The organism is Pseudomonas sp. R1-43-08 (assembly GCF_003852255.1).
GTDB lineage: Bacteria > Pseudomonadota > Gammaproteobacteria > Pseudomonadales > Pseudomonadaceae > Aquipseudomonas.
In genome coordinates, this window is record NZ_CP027734.1 from 1,151,924 (window position 1) to 1,177,789 (window position 25,866).

Annotated in this window: 22 protein-coding genes and 1 pseudogene; 11 read left to right on the top strand and 12 right to left on the bottom strand. The window is 61.3% G+C overall.

Features of this window, described 5'->3' with window-relative positions; translation table 11 throughout:
* Positions 1-91: 91 nt before the first annotated feature.
* Positions 92-442, bottom strand: coding sequence for a glutaredoxin family protein (locus tag C4J87_RS05110; protein ID WP_124365944.1), 351 nt, complete (start codon positions 440-442; stop codon positions 92-94).
* Positions 442-1,446, bottom strand: coding sequence for a nucleoid-associated protein YejK (gene yejK / locus C4J87_RS05115; RefSeq protein ID WP_124361438.1), 1,005 nt, complete (start codon positions 1,444-1,446; stop codon positions 442-444). The genes C4J87_RS05110 and yejK overlap by 1 nt, the downstream gene beginning before the upstream one ends.
* 395 nt (positions 1,447-1,841) lie before the next feature.
* Here yejK and C4J87_RS05120 point away from each other — a divergent pair, with 395 nt between their 5' ends.
* The gene (locus tag C4J87_RS05120; RefSeq protein WP_003188840.1) at positions 1,842-2,123 is read left to right on the top strand and encodes an HU family DNA-binding protein; all 282 of its coding nucleotides are present in this window, start codon (positions 1,842-1,844) and stop codon (positions 2,121-2,123) included.
* 168 nt (positions 2,124-2,291) lie between these two features.
* Here the strand turns inward: C4J87_RS05120 and rlmF are convergent, their stop codons facing one another.
* The 5 genes from rlmF to C4J87_RS05145 all read right to left on the bottom strand — a co-directional run bounded on the left by rlmF (position 2,292) and on the right by C4J87_RS05145 (position 9,025).
* Positions 2,292-3,308 carry a 23S rRNA (adenine(1618)-N(6))-methyltransferase RlmF gene (gene rlmF / locus C4J87_RS05125; protein WP_124361439.1) on the bottom strand — a complete coding sequence of 339 codons (1,017 nt, stop codon included), beginning with the start codon at positions 3,306-3,308 and terminating at the stop codon, positions 2,292-2,294.
* A gap of 214 nt (positions 3,309-3,522) precedes the next feature.
* Positions 3,523-6,369, bottom strand: coding sequence for a valine--tRNA ligase (locus tag C4J87_RS05130; protein WP_124365945.1), 2,847 nt, complete (start codon positions 6,367-6,369; stop codon positions 3,523-3,525).
* Positions 6,370-6,580: 211 nt separating this feature from the next.
* Positions 6,581-6,955: a DNA polymerase III subunit chi gene (locus C4J87_RS05135; protein ID WP_124365946.1), complete on the bottom strand. Its 375-nt coding sequence runs from the start codon at positions 6,953-6,955 to the stop codon at positions 6,581-6,583.
* A 7-nt stretch (positions 6,956-6,962) separates the two neighbouring features.
* On the bottom strand, positions 6,963-7,391 hold the full coding sequence (locus tag C4J87_RS05140) for a DNA polymerase III subunit chi (RefSeq protein ID WP_124368936.1): 429 nt from the start codon (positions 7,389-7,391) through the stop codon (positions 6,963-6,965).
* A 143-nt stretch (positions 7,392-7,534) separates the two neighbouring features.
* The gene (locus tag C4J87_RS05145) at positions 7,535-9,025 is read right to left on the bottom strand and encodes a leucyl aminopeptidase (RefSeq protein ID WP_124365947.1); all 1,491 of its coding nucleotides are present in this window, start codon (positions 9,023-9,025) and stop codon (positions 7,535-7,537) included.
* A 282-nt stretch (positions 9,026-9,307) separates the two neighbouring features.
* Between C4J87_RS05145 and lptF the strand changes: the two genes are divergently transcribed.
* The 10 genes and pseudogenes from lptF (at position 9,308) to tadA (ending at position 19,777) form a co-directional block, all read left to right on the top strand.
* Positions 9,308-10,426: an LPS export ABC transporter permease LptF gene (gene lptF, locus C4J87_RS05150; RefSeq protein WP_124365948.1), complete on the top strand. Its 1,119-nt coding sequence runs from the start codon at positions 9,308-9,310 to the stop codon at positions 10,424-10,426.
* The gene (gene lptG, locus C4J87_RS05155; protein WP_124365949.1) at positions 10,419-11,498 is read left to right on the top strand and encodes an LPS export ABC transporter permease LptG; all 1,080 of its coding nucleotides are present in this window, start codon (positions 10,419-10,421) and stop codon (positions 11,496-11,498) included. Before lptF ends, lptG begins: the two co-directional genes overlap by 8 nt.
* Before the next feature lie 151 nt (positions 11,499-11,649).
* Positions 11,650-13,449, top strand: a complete 1,800-nt coding sequence (lepA, locus tag C4J87_RS05160; protein ID WP_124365950.1) for a translation elongation factor 4 — start codon at positions 11,650-11,652, stop codon at positions 13,447-13,449.
* A 5-nt stretch (positions 13,450-13,454) separates the two neighbouring features.
* Positions 13,455-14,309 carry a signal peptidase I gene (lepB, locus tag C4J87_RS05165; RefSeq protein ID WP_124365951.1) on the top strand — a complete coding sequence of 285 codons (855 nt, stop codon included), beginning with the start codon at positions 13,455-13,457 and terminating at the stop codon, positions 14,307-14,309.
* A gap of 147 nt (positions 14,310-14,456) precedes the next feature.
* Positions 14,457-15,146 (top strand): ribonuclease III, encoded by a 690-nt coding sequence (gene rnc, locus C4J87_RS05170; protein ID WP_003188856.1) that lies wholly within the window; start codon positions 14,457-14,459, stop codon positions 15,144-15,146.
* Complete coding sequence (gene era, locus C4J87_RS05175; protein ID WP_029297473.1) at positions 15,139-16,041, top strand: GTPase Era; 903 nt, start codon at positions 15,139-15,141, stop codon at positions 16,039-16,041. The genes rnc and era overlap by 8 nt, the downstream gene beginning before the upstream one ends.
* A gap of 142 nt (positions 16,042-16,183) precedes the next feature.
* Complete coding sequence (gene recO / locus C4J87_RS05180; RefSeq protein ID WP_124361446.1) at positions 16,184-16,873, top strand: DNA repair protein RecO; 690 nt, start codon at positions 16,184-16,186, stop codon at positions 16,871-16,873.
* A 51-nt stretch (positions 16,874-16,924) separates the two neighbouring features.
* Positions 16,925-17,668, top strand: coding sequence for a pyridoxine 5'-phosphate synthase (gene pdxJ / locus C4J87_RS05185; RefSeq protein WP_124365952.1), 744 nt, complete (start codon positions 16,925-16,927; stop codon positions 17,666-17,668).
* 233 nt (positions 17,669-17,901) lie between these two features.
* On the top strand, positions 17,902-19,284 hold the full coding sequence (locus tag C4J87_RS05190; RefSeq protein WP_124365953.1) for a multicopper oxidase family protein: 1,383 nt from the start codon (positions 17,902-17,904) through the stop codon (positions 19,282-19,284).
* Positions 19,284-19,777: pseudogene (gene tadA / locus C4J87_RS05195) on the top strand (tRNA adenosine(34) deaminase TadA). The gene C4J87_RS05190 and the pseudogene tadA overlap by 1 nt, the downstream one beginning before the upstream one ends.
* 139 nt (positions 19,778-19,916) lie before the next feature.
* On the opposite strand, the gene cmoB reads toward tadA, so the two are convergent.
* From cmoB to C4J87_RS05220, 5 genes are all read right to left on the bottom strand, one after another.
* On the bottom strand, positions 19,917-20,873 hold the full coding sequence (gene cmoB / locus C4J87_RS05200) for a tRNA 5-methoxyuridine(34)/uridine 5-oxyacetic acid(34) synthase CmoB (RefSeq protein ID WP_124365954.1): 957 nt from the start codon (positions 20,871-20,873) through the stop codon (positions 19,917-19,919).
* On the bottom strand, positions 20,870-21,613 hold the full coding sequence (gene cmoA, locus C4J87_RS05205) for a carboxy-S-adenosyl-L-methionine synthase CmoA (RefSeq protein WP_124365955.1): 744 nt from the start codon (positions 21,611-21,613) through the stop codon (positions 20,870-20,872). The genes cmoB and cmoA overlap by 4 nt, the downstream gene beginning before the upstream one ends.
* Positions 21,614-21,724: 111 nt before the next feature.
* Positions 21,725-22,114: a protease inhibitor I42 family protein gene (locus tag C4J87_RS05210; RefSeq protein ID WP_124365956.1), complete on the bottom strand. Its 390-nt coding sequence runs from the start codon at positions 22,112-22,114 to the stop codon at positions 21,725-21,727.
* A gap of 190 nt (positions 22,115-22,304) precedes the next feature.
* Entirely contained in the window at positions 22,305-24,722 is a 2,418-nt protein-coding gene (lon, locus tag C4J87_RS05215) for an endopeptidase La (protein ID WP_124365957.1), read from the bottom strand.
* Positions 24,723-24,831: 109 nt separating this feature from the next.
* Positions 24,832-25,821 carry a GntR family transcriptional regulator gene (locus tag C4J87_RS05220; RefSeq protein ID WP_124365958.1) on the bottom strand — a complete coding sequence of 330 codons (990 nt, stop codon included), beginning with the start codon at positions 25,819-25,821 and terminating at the stop codon, positions 24,832-24,834.
* Positions 25,822-25,866 lie beyond the last annotated feature (45 nt).

Consider the following 25,866-nt stretch of genomic DNA (forward strand, 5'->3'; position numbering starts at 1 on the left):
CTTGCCCCCGATTGCGGTGGGTCAGCTACCCATAGGCTGGCTGACAGACTGCTATCGGGGGCAAGCCCCCTCCCACATTTGATCTGCGGTGTTACTTCAACGCGGCCATGATCGCATCCGGGTTGTAGTCGCGGATCAACGTGCCATTGACGTCGACAAACGGAATCCCGCCCCCGCCCAATGCTTCATACGCCTTGCGCGCCTGGGCGTCCTTTTCGATATCGAAGGCCTGGTAAGAAATGCCTTTCTGGTCCAGGAAACGCCGGGTCTGCTTGCAGTAGCCGCACCACTCGGTGGTGTAGAGCACCACGCGCGCCGAGGCGCGTACCTGCTCCGAAACCACCTGCGAGGGGTTGAACAGCCGCTCGATCTTGCCCCAGTTCTGAATCACCACGACCACCAGCAGCACCAGCAGGACTTTCTTGAGCACGCCGCCAAGCATCAGTTACGGCGCTTGAGCTGATCGGTCAGTTGGGTCGGCAGGCCTTTGATGATCAAGGTGCCCGCGGCTTCGTCGTATTCGATCTTGTCGCCCAGCAGGTGCGCTTCAAAGCTGATGGACAAGCCTTCGGCGCGGCCGGTGAAGCGGCGGAACTGGTTGAGGGTGCGTTTGTCGGCAGGGATTTCCGGCGACAGGCCGTAGTCCTTGTTGCGAATGTGGTCGTAGAACGCCTTGGGCCGATCTTCATCGATCAAACCGGACAGTTCTTCCAGGCCCATGGGCTCGCCGAGCTTGGCCTGGCTGCTGGCGTAGTCCACCAGGGTCTTGGTTTTCTCGCGGGCCGATTCGTCCGGCAGGTCTTCACTTTCAACGAAGTCGCTGAACGCCTTGAGCAGGGTGCGGGTTTCGCCCGGGCCGTCGACACCTTCCTGGCAGCCGATAAAGTCGCGGAAATACTCCGAGACCTTCTTGCCGTTCTTGCCTTTGATAAAGGAGATGTATTGCTTGGACTGTTTGTTGTTCTGCCATTCGGAGACGTTGATCCGCGCCGCCAGGTGCAGTTGGCCCAGGTCCAGGTGGCGCGAGGGGGTCACGTCCAGCTCGTCGGTCACCGCCACACCTTCGCTGTGGTGCAGCAGGGCGATAGCCAGGTAGTCGGTCATGCCTTGCTGGTAGTGGGCAAACAGCACATGGCCGCCAGTGGACAGGTTGGACTCTTCCATCAGCTTCTGCAGATGCTCCACCGCCGTACGGCTGAACGCGGTGAAATCCTGACCACCGTCAAAGTAGTCCTTCAACCAGCCGCTGAACGGGTGCGCGCCGGACTCGGCATGGAAGAAACCCCAGGCCTTGCCTTGTTTGGCGTTGTAGCTCTCGTTGAGGTCGGCGAGCATGTTCTCGATGGCGGCGGATTCGGACAGCTCCGAGTCACGGGCATGCAGAACTGCGGGTGTGCCGTCGGGTTTTTTGTCGATCAGGTGGACGATGCAATGACGGATCGGCATAGGCTTCTCGGCTGGTTGAAGGGGAGCGGTGAGCCTCCCCAAAAAGTTGCCCAGTGTACCGCACCCATTGGTCAAGACGCGCCTGAAAGGGCGTTTTGGACGTTGTCCGACCGGGTATATGCCTTTTTTTCACGGTTTAGAGCGATAAAGCTGACCAAATGGGTATGTTGAGGCGGATATTTCCCCGTCTCTGTGCTAGTTTTGCCCGGTCTTACGCCAAGTCTCGGCGTTAAGCGTGCATTCAGCATTTGTCAGGTCGAACCAATCCCCGTTTCAAGCATCTATAACCCCGTTCTCCGAGGTTATAGCCGGGGTGCCAGGCCAAGAAGGTCGGGCTCGACGGCTGACACTGCACTCTGCAATCCATATGAATTTGATAGGGAAGGAACACCACAATGGCTATTACTAAAGACCAACTGATCGCCGACCTGGCTGAAGCAGTAGACGCACCGAAAACTACCGTGCGCGCTCTGCTGGACCAACTGAGCCAGGTTGTTGCTGATCAGCTGGAAAACGGCGGCGAAATCACTCTGCCAGGCGTTGGCAAACTGAAAGTGACCGAGCGTCCTGCCCGTACTGGCCGTAACCCTTCGACTGGCGCTGCCATCGAAATCGCTGCCAAGAAAGTTATCAAGCTGGTTGTGGCCAAAGGCCTGACCGACGCTGTTAACAAGTAAGACGCAGTAAAAAAACCGTGCACCGGAGCGATCCGGGCACGGTTTTTTGTTGCCTGCGATTTGTAGGAGCGAGCTTGCTCGCGAAGGTCGTTAACGATGACGCGCCCGTCTTGGATGAACGTGAAGTCTTGGCGTTTTTCGCGAGCAAGCTCGCTCCTACAGGTGACGCTATCGAACCCAGCGCTGGCGCCAGAGCTGCTGTTCGTTCTTGGTCTGGAAGGTCCAGGCCACAAAGCGGCTTTGCTTCTGCCCCTGGGACATTTCCACCACCTGGCTTTCCAACACGCCGGCTTTTTTCAGCGCGGTCTCGATCGCCGGCAGGTTTGACGCTTTTGACACCAGGGTGCTGAACCACAACACCTTGTGGGCAAAGTGCGCACTTTCAGCAATCAACTGCGTGACAAAACGCGCTTCACCGCCCTCGCACCACAACTCGGCCGATTGGCCGCCGAAGTTCAACACCGGCAACTTGCGCTTGGGATCGGCTTTGCCCAAGGCGCGCCATTTACGCTCGCTGCCCTTGGTCGCTTCATCCATCGAGGCATGGAACGGCGGGTTGCACATGGTCAGGTCAAAGCGCTCGGCAGGCTCCAGCAGGCCCAGCAGAATATGCTTGGGATTGGGTTGCAGGCGCAGCTGGATGACTTTGCTCAGGTCGTTGGACTGCACGATAGCCTTGGCGGCGGCCACGGCGATAGGATCGACCTCCGAGCCCAGGAAGTTCCAGCGGTACTCCATATAGCCAATCAGCGGGTAGACGCAATTGGCGCCCATGCCGATGTCCAGCACCTTGACGATGGAGCCGCGCGGAATCTTGCCGTCGTTGACGCTGGCCAGCAGGTCGGCCAGGCAGTGCACGTAGTCGGCACGCCCCGGCACCGGCGGGCACAGGTAATCGGCCGGGATGTCCCAGTGCTGGATGCCATAGAAAGCCTTGAGCAGCGCCCGGTTGAACACCCGCACCGCGTCCGGGTTGGCGAAGTCGATGCTTTCCTTGCCGTAGGGGTTGATGATCACAAATTGCGCCAGTTCCGGCGTGGTCTTGATCAGCGCCGGGAAGTCGTAACGGCCGGTGTGGCGGTTGCGCGGGTGCAGGGTAGCCTCTTTGCGCGGCGCAACGGGTTTGGCCGTGGCTGCGGTTTTAGGCTTCTTGCGTGGAGGTTTTGGCGTAGTGGGGGCGGTCATGATGATTCTGGTGTTGGCTCAAAGTGATGGGCATTGTCACACATTCTTGAGGTGCCCTCGGTCAAATGTGGGAGGGGGCTTGCTCCCGATGGCAGTATGTCAGTCACTTATCTGCCAGCTGACCCACCGCCATCGGGAGCAAGCCCCCTCCCACATTGACCGCATGCACAAAAAAAGAGACCCGAAGGTCTCTTTTTTTCACGCGGTTTGGCCCTTACAGGCTGGAAATCCGCGCATGTTGCTCCGCCAGCTTGCCCAAGGCCTGTTCAGCCTCGGCCAGTTTGGCGCGTTCTTTGTCGATCACTTCAGCCGGTGCCTTGTCGACGAACGCCGAGTTGGACAGCTTGCCGCCCACTCGTTGCACTTCGCCTTGCAGACGCAGGATTTCCTTGTCGAGACGGGCCAGTTCCGCGCCCTTGTCGATCAAGCCGGCCATCGGCACCAGTACTTCCATGTCGCCGACCAGCGCGGTCGCCGACAGCGGTGCTTCGGCGCCATCAGCCAATACGGTAATCGACTCCAGTTTCGCCAGCTTCTTGAGCAGCGCATCGTTCTCGCTGAGGCGACGCTGGTCTTCGGCACTGGCGTTCTTGACGAACACGGCCAGCGGCTTGCCCGGACCGATATTCATCTCGGCGCGGATGTTGCGCGTGCCGAGCATCAAGGTCTTGAGCCATTCGATATCGCTTTCGGCGGCCTCATCGATACGTGCTTCGTTGGCCACAGGCCAAGGTTGCAGCATGATGGTCTTGCCTTCGATACCGGCCAGCGGCGCCAGGCGCTGCCAGATTTCTTCGGTGATGAACGGCATGAACGGATGCGCCAGGCGCAATGCCACTTCCAGCACGCGCACCAGGGTGCGACGGGTGCCGCGCTGGCGCTCGACCGGCGCGTTTTCGTCCCACAGCACTGGCTTGGATAGTTCCAGGTACCAGTCGCAATACTGGTTCCAGATGAACTCGTACAGGGCCTGCGCGGCCAGGTCGAACCGGAACTGGTCGAGCTGGCGGGTCACTTCGGCTTCGGTGCGCTGCAGCTGCGAAATGATCCAGCGGTCAGCCAGGCTCAGCTCATAAGCTTCGCCGTTCTGGCCGCAGTCTTCGCCTTTATCCAGCACGTAACGCGCTGCGTTCCAGATCTTGTTACAGAAGTTGCGATAGCCTTCGACGCGGCCCATGTCGAACTTGATGTCGCGGCCGGTGGAGGCCAGCGAGCAGAAGGTGAAACGCAGGGCGTCGGTGCCGTAGCTGGCGATGCCGTCGGCGAACTCGTCGCGGGTCTGCTTCTCGATCTTTTTCGCCAGTTTCGGCTGCATCAGGCCTGAGGTGCGTTTCTGCACCAGGGTCTCCAGGTCGATACCGTCGATGATGTCCAAGGGGTCCAGGACGTTGCCCTTGGACTTGGACATCTTCTGGCCCTGGCCATCGCGCACCAGGCCGTGCACGTAGACGGTCTTGAACGGTACCTGTGGGGTGCCGTCTTCGTTCTTCACCAAATGCATGGTCAGCATGATCATCCGGGCAACCCAGAAGAAAATGATGTCGAAGCCAGTGACCAGCACGTCGGTGGAGTGGAACTTCTTCAGGAATTCGGTCTGTTGCGGCCAGCCGAGGGTGGAGAAGGTCCACAGGCCGGAGCTGAACCAGGTGTCCAGTACATCGTTGTCCTGTTGCAGCGCGATGTCGGCGCCGAGGTGGTGCTTGGCACGCACTTCGGCTTCGTCGCGGCCTACGTAGACCTTGCCTGACTCGTCGTACCAGGCCGGAATGCGATGGCCCCACCACAACTGGCGGCTGATGCACCAATCCTGGATGTCGCGCATCCACGAGAAGTACATGTTCTCGTACTGTTTGGGCACGAACTGGATGCGACCGTCTTCAACGGCGGCAATCGCAGGCTCGGCCAGCGGCTTGGTCGACACGTACCACTGGTCGGTCAACCACGGCTCGATGATGGTGCCGGAACGGTCGCCCTTGGGCACTTTCAGGCCGTGGTCGTCCACGCTCACCAGCAAACCGGCGGCGTCGAAGGCGGCAACGATCTGCTTGCGCGCTTCAAAACGGTCGAGGCCGGCGTATTCGGCCGGAATCTTGCCGTCGATGCTCTCGTTCAGCGTACCGTCCAGGTTGAATACCTGGCAGGCCGGCAGTACGGCGGCGTTCTTGTCGAAGATATTGAGCAACGGCAGGTTGTGGCGCTTGCCGACTTCGTAGTCGTTGAAATCGTGGGCCGGGGTGATTTTCACGCAGCCGGTGCCGAATTCAGGGTCGCAGTAGTCGTCGGCGATGATCGGGATGCGGCGGCCAACCAGTGGCAGCTCGACGAACTTGCCGATCAGCGCCTGGTAGCGCGCGTCGTTCGGGTTAACCGCGACGGCGGCGTCGCCGAGCATGGTTTCCGGACGGGTGGTGGCGACGATCAGGTAATCGTTGCCTTCAGCGGTCTTGGCGCCGTCGGCCAGCGGATACTTGAGGTTCCACAGGAAGCCTTTCTCATCGTGGTTTTCCACTTCGAGGTCGGAAATCGCTGTGTGCAACTTGGTGTCCCAGTTGACCAGGCGCTTGCCGCGGTAGATCAGGCCGTCTTCATGCAAGCGCACGAAGGCTTCCTTCACCGCTTCCGACAGGCCGTCGTCCATGGTGAAACGCTCGCGGCTCCAGTCCACGGACGAACCCAGGCGACGGATCTGACGGCTGATATTGCCGCCGGACTGGTCTTTCCATTCCCAGATTTTCTCCAGGAATTTCTCGCGACCCAGGTCGTGACGGTTCTGGCCGGCGGCTTCCAGTTGGCGTTCCACCAGCATCTGAGTGGCGATACCGGCGTGGTCGGTGCCCGGTTGCCACAGCGTGTTACGGCCTTGCATGCGGCGGAAACGGATCAACGCATCCATGATCGCATTGTTGAAGCCATGGCCCATGTGCAGGCTGCCAGTGACGTTCGGCGGTGGGATCATGATGGTGTAGGAGTCGCCCGCACCTTGTGGGGCGAAATAGTTCTCGGACTCCCAGGTGTTGTACCAGGAAGTTTCGATAGCGTGGGGCTGATAGGTCTTATCCATGCGCGGCGGGACCCTAGTTGGCATTTATTCAGGAAAGCCGGCAAGTATAACGGGGGATAGGGCGAAGGGCGAGGCGAAGACAGGCTTGAGGTGCACGCGATCCAATGTGGGAGGGGGCTTGCTCCCGATAGCTGAGTGTCAGTCAGTGATGTTGTGACTGATCCACCGCTATCGGGAGCAAGCCCCCTCCCACATTGGATCTTTGTGTGGCTTAAGACTGGTACTGGCTGAGCAACCGCTCCATCCGCGCATCCATCCGCCGCTTGATCTCGGCTTCGATATGCGGGGCAAAATCGGCGATCACGTCTTGCATGATCAGTTGCGCGGCGGCGCGCAGTTCGTTGTCCAGGTGCAGCAGCAATGCGTCGGGCGCTTTTTCTGCGGCGGGAGCGGGCGGCACGGCCACGGGCTTGGGCGCAGCGGCCTGGTTGTCGAGCATGTCGGACAACAACGGAATCTGTACCCCGGCCTCGACCGATTCGGTCAACAGCGGCGGTTGCAGGTCATCATCACCGAGCAACTGACGGATCGACTCGAGGTCGTCCAGCAAGTGGTCGTCTTTTTTCATCGGGTTGGGCGTGTCCATCATGTACTCAAAGTCGTTGTAACCGGTGATCCTGCAGAGAATAGCCCTGTTCGCGGTAGAAACGGAAACTCTCCCGCGCGGCCTGACGAATAGCCGGGTCCTCTACCACCACTTCCGCCACACGGGCGAATGCCTTGGCGAAGGCCGGCACTTCCAGGTCCAGGTTGACCAGCAGGTCATGGTGGTCGCCGCAACTGTCGCCCAGACCCAGCACGACCAACCCGTCGGGTTCGGATTCGGCGGGGCCGTGGGGCACGAAGCTTTCGCCCTTGAAGCGCCAGAGGCGGGCATCGAGGTCCTCGCGTTGGGCTGCATCGCTGCAATGCAGGTAGATGCGATGGCCCATGCGCCAGGCTTTTTCGGTGAGCTTGCAGGCAAAGTCCAGCCGCGCTGAAGGATCGGCGCTGGGCAGGATGTAGAAATCGACTTGGGTCATTGCGGTTCCTGGGCTGCCGCCGTGAACTGTAGGAGCGAGCTTGCTCGCGAAGAACCTGAGAACAATGCGTTCATCCAGGATGAACGCGTTATCGTTGGCGATCTTCGCGAGCAAGCTCGCTCCTACAGAAGGGCCGGGGGCGCTTAGGCCTTGGCGCGGTCCAGCAGGTACTGGGTCAGCAGGGGGACCGGACGGCCAGTGGCGCCCTTGTCCTTGCCGCCGCTGGTCCATGCAGTACCGGCGATGTCCAGGTGCGCCCAGTTGAAGTTCTTGGCAAATCGCGACAGGAAGCACGCTGCGGTGATGGTGCCGGCTTTCGGCCCGCCAATGTTGGCGATGTCGGCGAACGGGCTGTCCAGTTGCTCCTGGTACTCGTCGAACAGCGGCAGTTGCCAGGCGCGGTCGTCGGCGGCCTTGCCGGCGCTGAGCAATTGCTCGATCAGCTCGTCGTTATTGCCCAGCAGGCCCGATGTGTGGGCGCCCAGGGCAACCACGCAGGCACCGGTCAAAGTGGCGATGTCGATCACCGCTTGCGGCTTGAAGCGTTCGGCGTAGGTCAGCGCGTCGCACAGCACCAGGCGGCCTTCGGCGTCGGTGTTGAGGATTTCCACGGTCTGGCCGCTCATGGTCGTGACGATATCGCCTGGGCGGGCAGCACCGCCGCTCGGCATGTTCTCGGCGCAGGCCAGGATGCACACCAGGTTGATCGGCAGCTTGAGTTCCAGCACGGCGCGCAGGGTGCCGAACACGCTGGCGGCGCCGCCCATGTCGTACTTCATCTCATCCATGCCGGCGCCCGGCTTGAGGCTGATACCGCCGGTGTCGAAGGTGATGCCCTTGCCGACCAATGCGTACGGTTTCTCGGACTTCTTGCCGCCGTTGTACTGCATCACGATCAGGCGTGGCGGCTGGTCGCTGCCCTGGCCCACGGCATAGAACGAACCCATGCCCAGGTCCTTGATCTTTTTCTCGTCCAGCACTTCGACCTTGAGGCCTTTGAACTCTTTGCCCAACGCCTTGGCTTGCTCGCCCAGGTAAGTCGGGTGACAGATGTTCGGCGGCAGGTTGCCCAGGTCGCGGGTGAACGACATGCCGTTGGCGATAGCCGTTGCATGAGTGACGGCGCGCTCGACTTCAGCCTGGGCAGCCTTGATGGTCAGCAGGGTGATTTTTTTCAGCGCGCGCGGTTCGGCTTTCTGGCTCTTGAACTGGTCGAAAACGTAGCCGCCGTCCACCAGGCTTTCGGCCAGCAGACGGGTCTTGCCGTAGCTGTCACGGCCTTTTACGACGATTTCATCGAGTGCCAGTGCCGCATCGCTGCCGCCCAGGCCTTTAAGGGTGGTGAGGACGGCGCTGATGATCTTGCGGAACGGACGGTCGCCCAGTTCGGCGTCCTTGCCCACGCCCACCAGCAATACGCGCTCAGCCTTGAGGTTCGGCAGGCTCTGCAGCAGCAGGCTCTGGCCTACTTTGCCGGCCAGGTCGCCGCGCTTGAGCACGGCGCTGATGGCGCCGCCGCTCAGTTCATCGAGTTGCTTGGCGGCAACGCCGAGTTTGCGGCCTTCGCCGACAGCGACCACGAGGGTGGCGGTTTTCAACGTTTCGGGGCTAACGCTTTTTACAACCAATTCCATTTTCGGGTCCCTTATACGGTCGGTGAGCCTGGCATGTGTACCCAGGCTTTAAAGCGTGGCAGCCTTGTAAACCGCCAGCGACAAAGGCCGCAGTTTGAACCTCGCCGGCGGAGCCTGACAACCCTCGAAGCACGCTTTGTGCGTGCGCATGAGGTTGCGCAGTGACAGGCGCGGTCAATCACAGGATAATGCGCCATCTTTTTAGCCGGCCCGCGCAAACGGGTCGACTCGGTATGCTTGCTTGTTTGGCCGCCTTAGCCTGACAACCCTGGAGTGTCTGGTTTGATCGTCTTCCGTTATCTATCCCGCGAAGTCCTGTTGACCCTGAGTGCCGTGAGTGCGGTATTGCTGGTCATCATCATGAGTGGTCGTTTCGTCAAATTCCTTGCGCAGGCCGCCTCGGGCGCCCTGGATCCGGGCTCTTTGTTCCTGATCATGGGCTTTCGCCTGCCGGGCTTCTTGCAACTGATCCTGCCGCTCGGCCTGTTCCTTGGCATCCTGCTGGCATATGGCCGGCTCTATCTCGAAAGCGAGATGACCGTGCTGTCGGCCACCGGCATGAGCCAGCAGCGCCTGCTGGCCATGACCATGGTGCCGGCCGCCGGCGTTGCCCTGTTGGTGGCCTGGTTGAGCCTGAGCCTGGCGCCTCAGGGGGCCATGCAGTTCCAGCTGTTGCTGAACAAGCAGGACGCGATGACCGAGTTCGACACCCTCGAACCCGGGCGTTTCCAGGCGCTCAACGACGGCACGCGCGTGACCTATACCGAAGAAATGACCGAAGACCGTTCCAACCTGAGCGGCGTGTTCATTTCCCAGAAAAACCTCGGCAAGGACCAGAAAGACCGTGGCATCTCGATCCTGGTGGCCGACGGCGGCCGCCAGGAAGTGCGCCCCGACGGCAGCCGCTACCTGATCCTGGACAACGGCTATCGCTACGATGGCAGCCCGGGGTTGGCCGATTACCGCGTGATCAAGTACGACACCTACGGCGTGATGCTGCCCAAGCCCGATATCAGCGACGAAGTCACCGACCGCGATGCGCTCCCGACCGCATCGCTGTTCGGCAGCCAGGAGCTGCGCTCGATCGCCGAGCTGCAATGGCGCCTGTCGCTGCCGCTGCTGGTATTCATCGTGACCTTGATGGCCGTGCCGCTGTCGCGCGTCAACCCGCGTCAGGGCCGATTCCTCAAGCTGCTGCCGGCAATCCTGCTGTATATGGCGTACCTGACCATCCTGATTTCCGCCCGTGGCTCCCTGGAGAAGGGCAAGATTCCGCCCGCCCTGGGCCTGTGGTGGGTACACGGGATTTTCCTGGTGATCGGCCTGGGGCTTCTCTACTGGGAGCCTATCCGTTTGAAAATGAAGAGCCGTCGTGGCCTGAAGGAGTTGGCTCGTGGCTAAGCTCGATCGCTACATTGGTAGCAGCGTACTGATCGCCATCCTGGCGGTATTGGGCATTATCCTGGGCCTGGCCTCGCTGTTTGCGTTCATCGACGAAGTGGGCAACGTCACCGATACCTACACGGTCACCGACGTGCTGAGCTTCGTGGCGCTGACCGCGCCGCGCCGGCTCTACGACATGATGCCGATGGCCGGCCTGATCGGCTGCCTGATCGGCCTGGGCACCCTGGCCAGCAACAGCGAATTGACCATCATGCGCGCGGCGGGCGTGTCCATCGGGCGTATCGTCTGGGCGGTGATGAAGCCAATGCTGCTGCTGATGGCGTGCAGCGTGCTGATCGGCGAATACGTCGCGCCACCGTCCGAAGCCACCGCCCAGGCCAATCGCGCCCTGGCCCAGGGTTCGGGTGATGCGCAGAGTTCCAAGCACGGCCTGTGGCACCGCCAGGGTGACCAGTTCATCCACATCAACGCCGTGCAGCCAGGCGGGCTGTTGGTCGGGGTGACGCGCTACACGTTCGACAAGGAGCGGCACATGCTGAGCTCCAGTTTCGCCAAGCGCGCGCAGTATGACGGTGAAAAATGGCAACTGAGCGACGTCACCACCACGCTCTTCCATAACGTGGGCCAGGGCATCAAGTCCAGTACCGAAGTGGTCAATGAGCCCACCCAGGCATGGGACATCGCGCTCAAGCCGGAACTGCTCAATACCGTGATCATGGTCCCGGAAACCCTGCCGATCTCGGGGCTGTGGAGCTACATCCACTACCTCAAGGACCAGGGTCTGAATAATGGTCGCTACTGGCTGGCGTTCTGGGTCAAGGTGTTGCAACCGGTGGTCACCGCCGCGCTGGTGTTGATGGCAATCTCCTTCATCTTCGGCCCGTTGCGTTCCGTGACCCTCGGCCAGCGGGTATTCACCGGCGTGCTGGTGGGCTTCACCTTCCGCATCGCCCAGGACCTGCTGGGGCCGTCGAGCCTGGTATTCGGCTTCTCGCCGCTGTTTGCGGTGCTGGTGCCGACGTTTATCTGCGCCGTGGCCGGGTTCTGGTTGTTGCGCCGAGCCGGTTGATTGCGCGCTTATGCATAAAAAATGCCCCGCTTATCCCAGCGGGGCATTTTTGTTCTGGTCAGCAAAGATGACGTCTGGCCTGAGCATCAGGTACAATTCCCGGCTATTTTTCAGCGGGCAATCTGCCTGCAGCCTTTTTGAGTGTTGATCCGTGAGTGATTTGAGTCATATCCGCAATTTCTCCATCATCGCCCACATTGACCATGGCAAGTCGACGCTGGCCGATCGATTCATCCAGATGTGCGGCGGCCTTGCCGAGCGTGAAATGGAAGCCCAGGTCCTGGACTCCATGGACCTCGAGCGTGAACGCGGGATCACCATTAAGGCCCATAGCGTCACCCTGTACTACACCGCCAAAGACGGAATCAAGTACCAGCTGAACTTCATTGACACCCCCGGCCACGTTGACTTCACCTACGAAGTCAGCCGCTCGCTGGCGGCCTGTGAAGGTGCCTTGCTGGTGGTCGACGCCGGCCAGGGCGTCGAGGCTCAGTCCGTAGCCAACTGCTATACCGCCATCGAGCAGGGCCTGGAGGTCATGCCGGTGCTGAACAAGATCGACCTGCCCCAGGCCGATCCGGACCGCGTAAAAGAAGAAATCGAAAAAATCATCGGCATTGACGCCACCGACGCCGTCGAGTGCAGCGCCAAGACCGGCCAGGGCGTCGACGAAGTGCTCGAGCGCCTGGTCAAGACCATCCCGGCCCCTACCGGTAACTACGAAGATCCGCTGCAGGCGTTGATCATCGATTCCTGGTTCGACAACTACCTGGGCGTCGTGTCCCTGGTGCGTGTGCGCCACGGCCGCGTGAAGAAGGGCGACAAGATCCTGGTCAAATCCACCGGCAAGATCCACCTGGTGGACAGCGTCGGTGTGTTCAACCCCAAGCACACCGCCACCACGGACCTGAAAGCCGGTGAAGTGGGCTTCATCATCGCCGGTATCAAGGACATTCACGGGGCGCCGGTAGGTGACACCCTGACCTTGAGTTCCACCCCCGATGTCGACGTGCTGCCGGGCTTCAAACGCATCCAGCCGCAGGTCTACGCCGGCCTGTTCCCGGTCAGCTCCGACGACTTCGAGGACTTCCGCGAAGCCCTGCAGAAGCTGACCCTCAACGACTCGTCCCTGCAGTACACCCCGGAAAGCTCCGACGCCCTGGGCTTCGGCTTCCGGTGCGGGTTCCTGGGCATGCTGCACATGGAAATCATCCAGGAGCGCCTGGAGCGCGAGTACGACCTGGACCTGATCACCACCGCGCCAACGGTTATTTTTGAGCTGGCGCTGAAAACCGGTGAAACGATTTACGTCGACAACCCGTCCAAGCTTCCGGATCTGTCGTCCATCGAAGACATGCGCGAGCCGATCGTGCGGGCCAATATCCTGGTTCCGCAGGAGCACCTGGGTAACGTCATTACCCTGTGTATCGAAAAACGTGGCGTGCAGCACGACATGTTGTTCCTCGGTACCCAGGTGCAAGTGACCTACGATTTGCCGATGAACGAAGTGGTCCTGGACTTCTTCGACCGTCTCAAGTCCACCAGCCGCGGCTATGCTTCGCTGGATTACCATTTCGATCGTTACCAATCGGCTAATCTGGTGAAACTGGATGTGCTGATCAACGGCGACAAGGTCGATGCCCTGGCACTGATCGTGCACAAGGACAATGCGCACTACAAAGGTCGCCAGTTGACCGAGAAGATGAAAGAACTGATTCCGCGCCAGATGTTCGACGTCGCGATCCAGGCCGCCATCGGCGGGCAGATCATTGCGCGGACCTCCGTCAAGGCACTCAGAAAGAACGTACTGGCCAAATGCTACGGCGGTGACGTAAGCCGTAAGCGCAAGCTGCTTGAGAAGCAAAAGGCCGGTAAAAAACGCATGAAGCAAGTGGGCAACGTGGAAATTCCACAAGAAGCCTTCCTTGCGGTGCTCAGGTTGGATAGTTAGGTCCTATGTCACTAAATTTCCCGCTGTTGCTGGTCATCGCCGTCGCCGTTTGCGGCCTCCTGGCATTGCTCGATCTGGTGTTCTTCGCCCCGCGTCGGCGGGCGGCTATCGCCTCCTATCAGGGCAGCGTCAGCCAGCCTGATGCGGTGGTGGTCGAGAAGCTGAACAAGGAGCCCTTGCTGGTTGAATACGGCAAGTCGTTCTTCCCGGTGTTGTTCATCGTGCTGGTGCTGCGTTCGTTCCTGGTGGAGCCGTTCCAGATCCCGTCGGGGTCGATGAAACCTACCCTGGACGTGGGCGACTTCATCCTGGTGAACAAGTTTTCCTACGGGATCCGCTTGCCGGTGATCGACAGGAAGGTCATCGAAGTCGGTGACCCGCAGCGCGGCGATGTGATGGTGTTCCGCTACCCAAGCGACCCGAACGTCAACTACATCAAGCGGGTGGTCGGCCTGCCGGGCGACGTGATCCGCTACACCAGTGACAAGCGCCTGTTCATCAACGGTGAGTCTGTGGCCGAGAAACTGCTGGGCGCCGAGCCGAATACCTTGGGCAGCGCCGAGCTGTACCAGGAAAAACTCGGTACGGTAGAGCACCAGATCCGCAAGGAAATGAGCCGCTACCGCGCGATGCCCGATGGCCAGTGGAAAGTGCCTGCCGGGCACTATTTCATGATGGGCGACAACCGCGACAACTCCAATGACAGCCGCTACTGGGACGACCCCACTATTCCCAAGGACCTGCTGGGCATGGTGCCCGACGAGAATATTGTCGGCAAAGCCTTCGCGGTCTGGATGAGTTGGCCGGAACCCAAGCTCAGCCACCTGCCGAACTTCTCGCGGGTAGGGCTGATCAAGTAATACAAGCGGCGCTGTGAACACAGCGCCGAATGCTTTTCTGGGGCTTGGACATTTTCCGATGCCCCACAGCACCCATCAGGATTTGAATTTGAACACTGCGTCAATCGTCGATGGCCGCCGGTGCCACCAACTAGATATGGATAAACCGTGACCGTTTCTCTCAGTCGTCTCGAGCGTCAGCTCGGCTACACCTTCAAGGACCAGGAATTGATGGTCCTTGCCCTCACACACCGCAGCTTTGCAGGGCGCAATAACGAGCGTCTGGAATTCCTCGGTGACGCCATCCTCAACTTCGCCGCCGGTGAGGCGCTCTTCGAGCGTTTTCCCCAGGCCCGTGAAGGCCAGCTTTCGCGCCTGCGTGCACGCCTTGTGAAAGGCGAGACCCTGGCCGTGCTGGCCCGGGGGTTCGGCCTGGGCGAGTACCTGCGGCTGGGCTCCGGTGAATTGAAAAGCGGCGGTTTCCGGCGCGAGTCGATCCTGGCTGATGCCCTGGAAGCATTGATCGGTGCGATCTACCTCGATGCCGGGATGGAAACGGCCAAGGAGCGCGTAGTCGCGTGGCTGGCGTCGGAAATCGAGAGCCTGACGCTGGTCGACACCAACAAAGATCCCAAGACGCGCCTGCAGGAATACCTGCAATCGCGCGGTTGCGAACTGCCACGTTACGAAGTGGTGGATATCCAGGGTGAGCCGCATTGCCGCGTGTTCTTCGTGGAATGTGAAATCACCTTACTGAACGAAAAAAGCCGAGGTCAGGGTGTGAGCCGTCGTATTGCCGAACAGGTAGCGGCCGCTGCAGCACTGATTGCCCTGGGCGTGGAGAATGGCCATGACTGATTCAACCGCAACACGCTGTGGCTATGTTGCCATCGTCGGCCGCCCGAACGTGGGCAAGTCCACGCTGCTGAACCACATCCTCGGCCAGAAGCTCGCGATCACCTCGCGCAAGCCGCAGACCACCCGCCACAACATGCTGGGCATCAAGACCGAAGGCAACGTGCAAGCGGTCTATGTGGATACCCCTGGCATGCACAAGGGCGGCGAAAAAGCGCTTAACCGCTACATGAACAAGACCGCTTCGGCGGCGTTGAAAGACGTCGACGTGGTGATCTTCGTGGTTGACCGCACCAAGTGGACCGACGAAGACCAGATGGTCCTCGAGCGTGTGCAGTACGTCACCGGCCCCTTGATCGTCGCGCTGAACAAGACCGACCGCATCGAAGACAAAGCCGAGCTGATGCCGCACCTGAGCTGGCTGCAGGAACAACTGCCGAACGCCCAGATCATGCCGATCTCGGCGCAGCACGGCCACAACCTCGAAGCCCTGGAGCGCGTGATCGCCGGCTACCTGCCGGAGAACGAGCATTTCTTCCCGGAAGATCAGATCACCGACCGCAGCAGCCGCTTCCTTGCCGCCGAACTGGTGCGCGAGAAAATCATGCGCCAGATGGGCGCCGAGCTGCCGTACCAGATCACCGTTGAAATCGAAGAGTTCAAGCAGCAGGGCAAAACCCTGCACATTCATGCCTTGATCCTCGTTGAGCGTGACGGCCAGAAGAAAATCATCATTGGCGACAAGGGCGAGCGCATCAAGCGCATCGGCACCGAGGCGCGCAAGGACATGGAATTGCTGTTCGATTCCAAAATCATGCTTAACCTGTGGGTGAAGGTTAAGGGTGGCTGGTCCGATGATGAGCGTGCGTTGCGTTCCCTCGGTTACGGCGACCTGTAAGCACACCGCAGGGCTGAAAATGTGGGAGGGGGCTTGCTCCCGATAGCAGTCTGTCAGTCACTTATGTGTTAACTGACCCACCGCTATCGGGAGCAAGCCCCCTCCCACATTAGGTTTATGTTGTTTTCAAGATCGAGAACCCATGTCCCCAACCCCACCCCCCAGCCAGCTCGCCTACGTCCTGCACAGCCGCGCCTACCGTGAGACCAGCGCGCTGGTGGACTTCCTCACGCCTCAAGGTCGTCTGCGCGCGGTTTTGCGCAGTGCGCGGGGCAAGGCCGGTACGTTGGCGCGGCCCTTCGTGGCGCTGGACGTGGAGTTTCGTGGCAAGGGCGAGTTGAAGAACGTGGGCCGCCTGGAAAGCGTTGGCACCTCTGCCTGGCTCAATGGTGATGCGCTGTTCAGCGGGCTCTATCTCAATGAGCTGCTGATCCGCCTGTTGCCCGCCGAAGACCCGCACCCGGCGGTCTTCGATCACTACGCCGCCACCTTGCTCGCCCTCGCTGAAGGCCGTCCCCTGGAGCCGCTGCTGCGCGCCTTCGAATGGCGCCTGCTGGATGACCTGGGCTACGGTTTTGAACTGCACAACGACCTGCACGGTGATCCCGTCGCTGCTGACGGCATGTACCGCCTGCAAGTAGACGCGGGCCTTGAGCGTGTGTACTTGTTGCAACCCGGTCTGTTCCAGGGCACCGAACTGCTGGCCATGAGCGAGGCGGACTGGACCGCCCCCGGCGCCTTGTCCGCCGCCAAGCGCCTGATGCGCCAGGCCCTGGCCGTGCACCTGGGCGGACGGCCGCTGGTCAGTCGCGAGTTGTTTCGAAAGCCCTGACATCCCCGTGTATGCTGTGCACCGATTCTTTCCCTTTTCAGGAGCGCTTCCGTGAGCACCAGCAATCGCATTCTTCTTGGCGTTAACATCGACCACGTTGCCACCCTGCGCCAGGCCCGGGGCACCCGTTACCCTGACCCGGTCAAGGCTGCGCTGGACGCCGAAGAAGCGGGTGCCGACGGCATCACCGTGCACCTGCGCGAAGACCGCCGCCATATCCAGGAGCGCGATGTGCTGCTGCTCAAGGACGTGCTGCAGACCCGCATGAACTTCGAAATGGGCGTCACCGAAGAAATGATGGCGTTCGCCGAGCGCATCCGCCCGGCGCACATTTGCCTGGTGCCGGAAACCCGCCAGGAACTGACCACCGAAGGCGGCCTCGACGTGGCCGGCCAGGAAGCGCGGATCAAGGCGGCGGTGGAGCGCCTGTCGAAGATCGGCAGCGAAGTGTCGTTGTTCATCGACGCCGACGAGCGCCAGATCGAAGCCTCGCGCCGCGTCGGCGCGCCGGCGATCGAACTGCACACCGGCCGCTACGCCGATGCCACCACGCCGACCGAAGTGGCCGAGGAGCTGCAACGCATCATCGACGGTGTGAACTGCGGCCTCACTGAAGGCCTGATCGTCAACGCCGGCCATGGCCTGCACTACCACAACGTCGAAGCCGTGGCCGCGATCAAGGGCATCAACGAACTGAACATCGGGCACGCGCTGGTGGCTCATGCGCTGTTCGTCGGGTTCAAAGGCGCCGTGGCCGAGATGAAAGCCCTGATTCTGGCGGCTGCCAAGCACTAAAGAACAATGCAAATCCAATGTGGGAGGGGGCTTGCTCCCGATAGCGGTGGATCAGTCAATATATGTACTGACTGACACCCTGCTATCGGGAGCAAGCCCCCTCCCACATTGGGACCCCAGTGAATTGTAGAATTGCACCATGCGGCAATGCGAACCCTTACTGTTTAGCCCGCGCAGGTGTATCGTATCTGCCCTTTGCGGGCCCTGGCCTGCGACCGATACGTGAGGTTGTTGTGTCCCAATCGTTTTCCCGTCGACAGATCCTCGGTGGCCTTGCCGGCCTGGCCGTCGTAGGTGTGGGCGCCGGTGGCGCCTATCGCTACTGGCTGGGCAAGGTTGCCGATGCCAACGCAGGAAGCGACTACCAACTGATCGCCGCGCCGCTCGATGTGGAACTGGTGCCGGGCCACACCACCCAAGCCTGGGCGTTCGGCCCCTCTGCGCCGGGCACCGAGCTGCGCGTGCGCCAGGGCGAATGGCTGCGGGTGCGCTTTATCAACCATCTGCCGGTCGCCACCACCATCCACTGGCATGGCATCCGCCTGCCGCTGGAAATGGACGGCGTGCCCTACGTCTCGCAATTGCCGGTATTGCCAGGGGAATACTTCGATTACAAGTTCCGCGTGCCCGACGCCGGCAGCTACTGGTACCACCCCCATGTGAACAGCAGCGAAGAACTCGGCCGAGGCCTGGTCGGGCCGTTGATCATCGAAGAACGCGAGCCCACCGGTTTCAAGCACGAGCGCACCCTCAGCCTGAAAAGCTGGCACGTGGACGAAGAGGGCGCCTTCGTGGCGTTCAGTATTCCCCGCGAGGCGGCGCGTGGCGGTACGGCAGGGCGTTTGTCCACCATCAACGGCGTGGCCCAGGCGGTGATCGACCTGCCGGCCGGACAGATCACCCGCGTGCGCCTGCTCAACCTCGACAACACCCTGACTTATCGCCTCAACATCCCGGATGTCGAAGCGCAGATCTATGCGCTGGACGGCAACCCCATCGAGCCGCGCCCGTTGGGCAAGGAATACTGGCTGGGCCCTGGCATGCGTATTTGCCTGGCCATCAAGGCGCCGCCGGCAGGCGAAGAGCTGTCGATCCGCAATGGCCCGGTGCGTCTGGGTACGTTCCGCTCGGTGGCCAATACCGACGCGCCGAGCGAATGGCCACCCGCATTGCCGCCCAACCCGGTTGCCGAACCGGACCTGGCCAATGCGGAAAAACTCAACTTCAATTTCGAGTGGGTCGGCTCGGTGTCGGTCAACCTCGACAACGGCAAGCCACCGAGCTTGTGGCAAATCAACGGCCAGGCCTGGGACATCACCGACAAAACCTGCGCCGACCGCCCGATCGCCAAGTTGGAGAAGGGCAAAAGCTATATTTTCGAATTGAAGAACATGACCCAGTACCAGCACCCGATCCACCTGCACGGCATGAGTTTCAAGGTGATTGCCTCGAACCGCCACAAGGTCATCCCGTATTTCACCGACACCTATCTGCTGGGCAAGAACGAACGCGCCCGCGTGGCGTTGGTGGCGGATAACCCGGGCGTGTGGATGTTCCACTGCCATGTGATCGACCATATGGAAACCGGCCTGATGGCCGCCATCGAGGTGGCGTGATGCGCCAGATTCGCCCGGCGATCATCGACCGCAGCCGCGACCAAACCTTCATGCGCGAAGCCCTGGCACTTGCCGCCCAGGGCGCGGCGCTGGGCGAAGTGCCGGTGGGCGCGGTCCTGGTGCAAAACGGTGAGATCATCGGCCGCGGTTTCAACTGCCCGATCAGCGGCAATGACCCCAGCGCGCATGCCGAAATGGTCGCAATCCGCGCCGCTGCGCAAGCGATCAGCAACTATCGCCTGGTGGGCAGCACGCTGTATGTGACGTTGGAGCCGTGCAGCATGTGCGCCGGCCTGATCGTGCATTCGCGGGTGGCGCGGGTGGTGTATGGCGCGCTGGAACCCAAGGCCGGGATTGTGCAGAGCCAGGGGCAGTTTTTTACCCAGGGCTTTTTGAATCATCGGGTGTTGTTTGAGGGGGGGTGCTGGCTGAAGAGTGTGGGACGGTATTGAGCGAGTTCTTCAAGGCCCGCCGGGCCAAGCCACCGCTCTAAAGAACACTGATAAGCAAATGTGGGAGGGGGCTTGCTCCCGATGGCGGTGGGTCAGCTACAACCATGCTGACTGACACACTGCTATCGGGAGCAAGCCCCCTCCCACATTTTGCCCTCTGTTTAGTCAGCAAGGGCGGGGTTACTTTTTGGCGATGATCACCGCTCGCATCGGTGCCGGCAGCCCTTCAATCGTCTTGCTGTGATCTTCCGGATCCAGGAAGTCGCTGAGGGATTGGTATTTCATCCACTCGGTCCCACGCTGTTCCTCCACCGTGGTCACGCTCACATCCACGCAGCGCACGTCGCTGAAACCGGCACGGCGCAGCCATAGCATCAACGCCGGGACCGAAGGCAGGAACCATACGTTACGCATCTGCGCGTAGCGGTCTTCCGGTACCAGCACCTGTTGCTGGTCGCCTTCCACCACCAGGGTTTCCAGCACCAGTTCGCCGCCCTTGACCAGGGTGTCCTTCAGCGCCAGCAGATGTTCGATCGGCGAACGACGGTGATAGAACACGCCCATGGAAAACACCGTGTCGAAGCCTTCAAGGTTCGCCGGCAAGTCTTCGAACGGGAACGGCAGGTGCCAGGCCCTGGGTGCCGACAGGTACCGCTGCACCGCCTGGAACTGGCAGAAAAACAGCCAGTTCGGGTCGACGCCAATCACGCTGTCGGCGCCGGCGCCGAGCATGCGCCACATGTAATAGCCGTTGCCGCAGCCCACATCGAGGATGCGCTTGCCGTTCAAATCCAGGTGCGGCGCCACCCGCGACCACTTCCAGTCCGAGCGCCATTCGGTGTCCACATGCACGCCGAACAGGTGGAACGGCCCCTTGCGCCACGGGCTCAGGCCCATCAGCGCGGTGTGCATTTGCGCACGGGTGGCGTCATCGCATTCAGTGTCCAACACCAGGCCTGTGAGCAGGTCGACGTGGCTGGGCTGGATCTTCGGCAATGCGTCCAATGCACTTTGCCAGCGCTCCAGGTCGCCATGGCCTTTTTCCATTTTGCTATCGAGCTGCGCTTGCAGGCCCTGGGCCCACACGGCCAAGGGAGTGCCGACCAGATGGCGGGCGAGGGGAGACAAATCAATCATGGCAAGGCAATCAACGAGGCAAAGTTAAGACACTGGAACCACGGCACGACTTTCGAGAACCCGGCCGCCAGCAGGCGTTCGCGGTGTTCTTCGAGGCTGTCGGGCTTCATGACGTTTTCGATGGCGCTGCGCTTCTGGGCGATTTCCAACTCGCTGTAGCCGTTGGCGCGTTTGAACGCGATATGCAGGTCGGTGAGCAACGCCTGTTCCTGGGCATCGTTGAAGCGCAGTTTTTCCGAGAGGATCAGCGCACCGCCCGGCAGCAGCGACTGACGGATGCGCCCGAGCAACGCCAGGCGTTCATCGGGGGCGATGAATTGCAGGGTGAAGTTCAGCGCGACTACCGAGGCCGGCTGGAAGTGCAGGGCGAGGATATCGCCCTCGATCACCTCCACCGGCAGCAATTCCTGGAACATCGAATCCTGGCCATTTAGGTATTCGCGGCAGCGTTCGACCATCGCCGTCGAGTTATCCACCGCGATCACCCGGCACCCGTCGGTACGCACATGGCGGCGCAGGGCCTGGGTCACGGCGCCCAGGGACGAGCCCAGGTCATACAGCACACTGCCCGGCTGGGCGAACTGGGCGGCGAGCACGCCGAGGTTTTCAACGATGGTCGGGTAACCGGGCACCGAGCGCTTGATCATGTCCGGGAACACCCGCACCACGTCTTCGTTAAAGGCGAAGTCCGGCACCTGGGGCAGGGGCTGGGCGAATAGGCGATCGGGTTCTTTGCTCACGGTTGTTCCGGCGACGAGGAAGGAAAGGCCGGCATTTTAGCCAACTTGGCCCGCGGATGCGCGGGTTGTCTGATGGAAAGCCGAGTGCCGGCGGCGGCTAAGGTCAGCCCGTCAGTTCACCGTAATGGCGCAGTCGAACGTCTGGGCGGGTTCGGCCTCCGGCTCCCACGGTTGCTGGGAGGTCAGGCGCAAACGGCCTTGCCCGGCGGTAAAGGCCTGGAAGCGCCAGGTGGACTGGCCGCCGCCACCGATCACGCCGGATTCGCTGCTGCTGTACACCTCCGGGCTCAGCGCCCGCAACACGCCGCCGGCGGAGTCCTGGATGGCCCAGCGGTAGCCGGTGGTGGGGTTGCTGGGCAGGGTGAGGATCAGGTTCTGACCGGAAGTGAGCTGGAGCGGGCAGGCGCTCTGGTCATCCACGCTGATGTTTTGCTTCGGCGCGCTGGCGCACGCGGACAACAAGGCAAGGCTCAAGGGGAGAAACAGGCGGGCAACGGTCATGGGGGCTCCGGTTGTACACGACGAAGGGCGAGCATAACCGAAGATGAGACAAGGTGTGACAGGAGGGGGTTGTGTTGGCAGGTCTGGCCTCATCGGGAGCAAGCCCCCTCCCACACTTGAAGGCATTCACAAATCAAAGTGTGGGAGGGGGGCTTGCCCCGATAGCGCAAGCTCAGGCACTACATAACTGTCAGAACAACACTTTGGCCACATCCGCAAAGCGCTTGGCAAAGTGCACCGTCATGCCTTCCTTCAGGTACTCCGGCAGCTCTTCAAAGCTGCCACGGTTGGGCTCCGGCAGGATCAACTCGTGAATCTTCTGGCGCCGCGCCGCAATCACCTTTTCACGCACGCCGCCAATCGGCAGCACATGCCCGGTCAACGTCAGTTCGCCGGTCATCGCCACGCCTTTTTTCGGTGGCTGGTTGCGTGCCAGGGACAGCAGCGCGCTGGCCATGGTCACGCCCGCACTCGGTCCGTCTTTTGGCGTGGCGCCTTCCGGTACGTGCAAATGGACGAAGGCTTCATCGAAGAACTTCGGATCACCGCCAAACGACTTCAGGTTGGAGCTGATGAAGCTGTAGGCGATTTCTGCAGATTCCTTCATCACGTCACCCAGTTGCCCGGTGAGCTTGAAGCCGCGATTGAGCGTGTGGATGCGCGTCGCTTCGATCGGCAAGGTCGCGCCACCCATGCTGGTCCAGGCCAGGCCGGTAATCACACCGGTGCCCGACAGCACTTGTTCATTGCGAAACACCGGCATGCCCAGGGAGGCTTCCAAGTCCTTGTTCCCGATCTTGATCACCGAATTCGGCTCATCCAGCAGCTTGACCACCGCCTTGCGCACCAGTTTGCCTAGTTGTTTCTCCAGCTGACGCACACCGGCTTCCCGCGCATAGCCATCAATCAACGCGCGCAGGGCGCCATCGCTGATGCTCAGGCTGGTTTTTGCCACACCGGCCTTTTCCAGCTGCTTGGGCCACAGGTGGCGCTTGGCGATGGCGACTTTTTCTTCGGTGATGTAGCCCGACAGGCGAATCACTTCCATGCGGTCGAGCAACGGGCCGGGGATCGAGTCCAGGGTGTTGGCGGTGCACACGAACAGCACCTTGGACAGGTCCAGGCGCAGGTCCAGGTAGTGGTCGAGGAATTCGACGTTCTGCTCGGGATCGAGGGTTTCAAGCAGCGCCGAGGCCGGGTCGCCCTGGAAGCTCTGGCCCATCTTGTCGATCTCGTCGAGCATGATCACCGGGTTCATCACTTCCACATCCTTGAGCGCCTGCACCAGCTTGCCCGGCAGCGCGCCGATGTAGGTGCGGCGGTGGCCCTTGATCTCGGCCTCGTCGCGCATGCCGCCGACACTGAAGCGGTAGAACGGCCGCCCCAGGGATTCGGCGATGGATTTACCGACGCTGGTCTTGCCCACGCCCGGCGGGCCCACCAGCAGCACGATGGAACCGGCGACCTCACCTTTATAGGCACCTACCGCGAGGAACTCGAGGATGCGGCTCTTGATGTCATCCAGGCCCGCATGATGCTTATCCAACACCTTGCGCGCGTGTTTCAGGTCGAGTTTGTCTTCGCCATACACGCCCCACGGTACCGAAGTGGCCCAGTCCAGGTAGTTACGGGTGACGGCGTATTCCGGCGAGCCGGTTTCGAGGATCGACAGCTTGTTGAGTTCTTCATCGATACGTTTCTGCGCCTGGGCCGGCAGCGTCTTGCCCACCAGTCGCTGCTCGAATTGTTCGACATCGGCGCTGCGGTCGTCCTTGGTCAGGCCCAGCTCTTGCTGGATGACCTTGAGCTGTTCCTTGAGGAAGAACTCGCGCTGATGCTCGCCGATCTTGCGGTTCACTTCGGCCGAGAGTTCTTTTTGCAGGCGCGCGACTTCGACCTCTTTGCGCAGCATCGGCAAAACTTTTTCCATGCGTTTGAGCATGGGCACGCAATCGAGCACTTCCTGCAACTCGTTACCGGTGGCCGAGGTCAGCGCAGCGGCGAAGTCAGTGAGCGGCGACGGGTCGTTGGGGCTGAAGCGGTTGAGGTAGTTCTTCAACTCTTCGCTGTACAGCGGGTTGAGCGGCAGCAGTTCCTTGATCGCATTGATCAGCGCCATGCCGTAGGCCTTGACCTCGTCGGTCGGCTCGCTCGGCTGGTGCGGGTATTCGACCTCCACCAGGTACGGTGGGCGGTGGTGCTTGAGCCAGGTCTTGATGCGCACGCGCGTCAGGCCCTGGGCCACGAATTGCAGCTTGCCGTTTTCGCGGCTGGCGTGGTGCACCTTGACCAGGGTGCCGTACAGCGGCAGGGCAGAGGTGTCGAAATGGCGCGGGTCTTCGGGCGGTGTATCCATGAAAAACAGGGCGAGGGAATGGTGGTCGGATTTGCTCACCAGTTCCAGGGTTTCGGCCCAGGGTTCTTCATTGACGATGACCGGCAACACCTGCGCCGGAAAAAACGGCCGGTTGTGGATCGGGATGATGTAGACCTTGTCCGGCAGGTTTTGCCCAGGCAGGGCCAGGCCGGTGTTGGACGAAGTTTCAGCGTTTTCGGGGTCGGCGTAGTCGTTCAGGTCGTAATCAGGGACGTCTTGCTGGTCGCTCATGGGGCACCTGCATAAGGAAGTATGCAGCTTAGATGGGGCAGGGCAGCGGTGGTTTCAATGGTAGGGGTGAGATAGGAACATATTACATAAAGTTACTGCAGCGACGCGGTCAGCTGATTTTGTGGAGGTAGGCCGGCAGTGGCTGCTCGGGCAGTACCGAGAGCACCTTCAAGCGCTGCAACATTCGCTGCCGCGCGCGCTGCAGGTGCTCGCGCAGGTTCAGCGCGGCCGCGTCGAAAGCGCCATGGAGCAAAAGCTCCAGGATCAGGCGATGTTCGGCGAGCATGGCCGGATCGGCGCCGATTCCCAGCAATCGATGGAAAATCCGGCTGATGATCATCGGGCTCTGGCCCTGGCGGATCAGCGCGGCGATCTTGCGGTTCTGCAGGCCGGCCAGGCAGCGCTGGTGCAAGTCCTCCTCGATCTGCTCGATGGCTTCGAGGCTGCATTGCGGGTTCTGCTGGGCCGCCGTGACCCGCTGCAACATGGCTTCGAGGACTTCCCGGTCGAGGCCCGGCGCGCTCTGGCGCAAGGCCTCGGGTTCGAGGCAGGCGCGCAGTTCGTAGTCTTCGGTGACTTCCCGCGCGGTCAACGGCCCGGCCAACCATTGGGAGTAGGGCTCTTTCTCCACCAAGCCACGGTCGCGCAGGCGCATCAGCGCTTCGCGGACCACGGCGCGGCTGACACCGTAGTGGTCGGCGGCGGCTTGTTCGTCCAGGCGGTAATGGCCAAAGGCGATGCAGGTGGACAGCGCCGCGCCGATTTCTTCGACGATCCGCTCGCCCAGGGGCCGGGTGTCCACCAGCTCGTCGTCGCCGTTGAGGCCCAGGTGTGCGTGGCTCAGGGGCAGGCGCAGCGGCTCCACGGCCAGGCCTTCGGGATTGATCAGGTAGCCACGGCCGTTGAAGCGGCAGATCAGGCCCTCATCGTGCAGCAGGTCCAGCGCCTTGCGCACCGGCACGCGGCTGGTGCCGAACAGCTCGGCCAGCGGCGCTTCCAGCAACACAAGCCCGTGGAGCGCGGTGCCGTTGACGATTGCGTCACGCATCACCTTGTGAATCATCGCGTAACGGGATGCCGGGGCGGACACTGGTTTCATCTGCTTCTCTGAGTCATGAATGCTAGGGCGTGACGATGGCCGGGG

Bases quoted from the DNA above. Each gene is read 5' to 3' on its own strand.
- yejK (WP_124361438.1), bottom strand. From the start codon at position 1,446: ATGCCGATCCGTCATTGCATCGTCCACCTGATCGACAAAAAACCCGAC.
- recO (WP_124361446.1), top strand. From the start codon at position 16,184: ATGTCCCCAACCCCACCCCCCAGCCAGCTCGCCTACGTCCTGCACAGC.
- cmoB (WP_124365954.1), bottom strand. From the start codon at position 20,873: ATGATTGATTTGTCTCCCCTCGCCCGCCATCTGGTCGGCACTCCCTTG.
- C4J87_RS05220 (WP_124365958.1), bottom strand. From the start codon at position 25,821: ATGAAACCAGTGTCCGCCCCGGCATCCCGTTACGCGATGATTCACAAG.
- rlmF (WP_124361439.1), bottom strand. From the start codon at position 3,308: ATGACCGCCCCCACTACGCCAAAACCTCCACGCAAGAAGCCTAAAACC.
- C4J87_RS05130 (WP_124365945.1), bottom strand. From the start codon at position 6,369: ATGGATAAGACCTATCAGCCCCACGCTATCGAAACTTCCTGGTACAAC.
- C4J87_RS05145 (WP_124365947.1), bottom strand. From the start codon at position 9,025: ATGGAATTGGTTGTAAAAAGCGTTAGCCCCGAAACGTTGAAAACCGCC.
- lon (WP_124365957.1), bottom strand. From the start codon at position 24,722: ATGAGCGACCAGCAAGACGTCCCTGATTACGACCTGAACGACTACGCC.
- C4J87_RS05110 (WP_124365944.1), bottom strand. From the start codon at position 442: ATGCTTGGCGGCGTGCTCAAGAAAGTCCTGCTGGTGCTGCTGGTGGTC.
- C4J87_RS05135 (WP_124365946.1), bottom strand. From the start codon at position 6,955: ATGGACACGCCCAACCCGATGAAAAAAGACGACCACTTGCTGGACGAC.
- lepB (WP_124365951.1), top strand. From the start codon at position 13,455: ATGTCACTAAATTTCCCGCTGTTGCTGGTCATCGCCGTCGCCGTTTGC.
- C4J87_RS05210 (WP_124365956.1), bottom strand. From the start codon at position 22,114: ATGACCGTTGCCCGCCTGTTTCTCCCCTTGAGCCTTGCCTTGTTGTCC.
- era (WP_029297473.1), top strand. From the start codon at position 15,139: ATGACTGATTCAACCGCAACACGCTGTGGCTATGTTGCCATCGTCGGC.
- C4J87_RS05120 (WP_003188840.1), top strand. From the start codon at position 1,842: ATGGCTATTACTAAAGACCAACTGATCGCCGACCTGGCTGAAGCAGTA.
- C4J87_RS05140 (WP_124368936.1), bottom strand. From the start codon at position 7,391: ATGACCCAAGTCGATTTCTACATCCTGCCCAGCGCCGATCCTTCAGCG.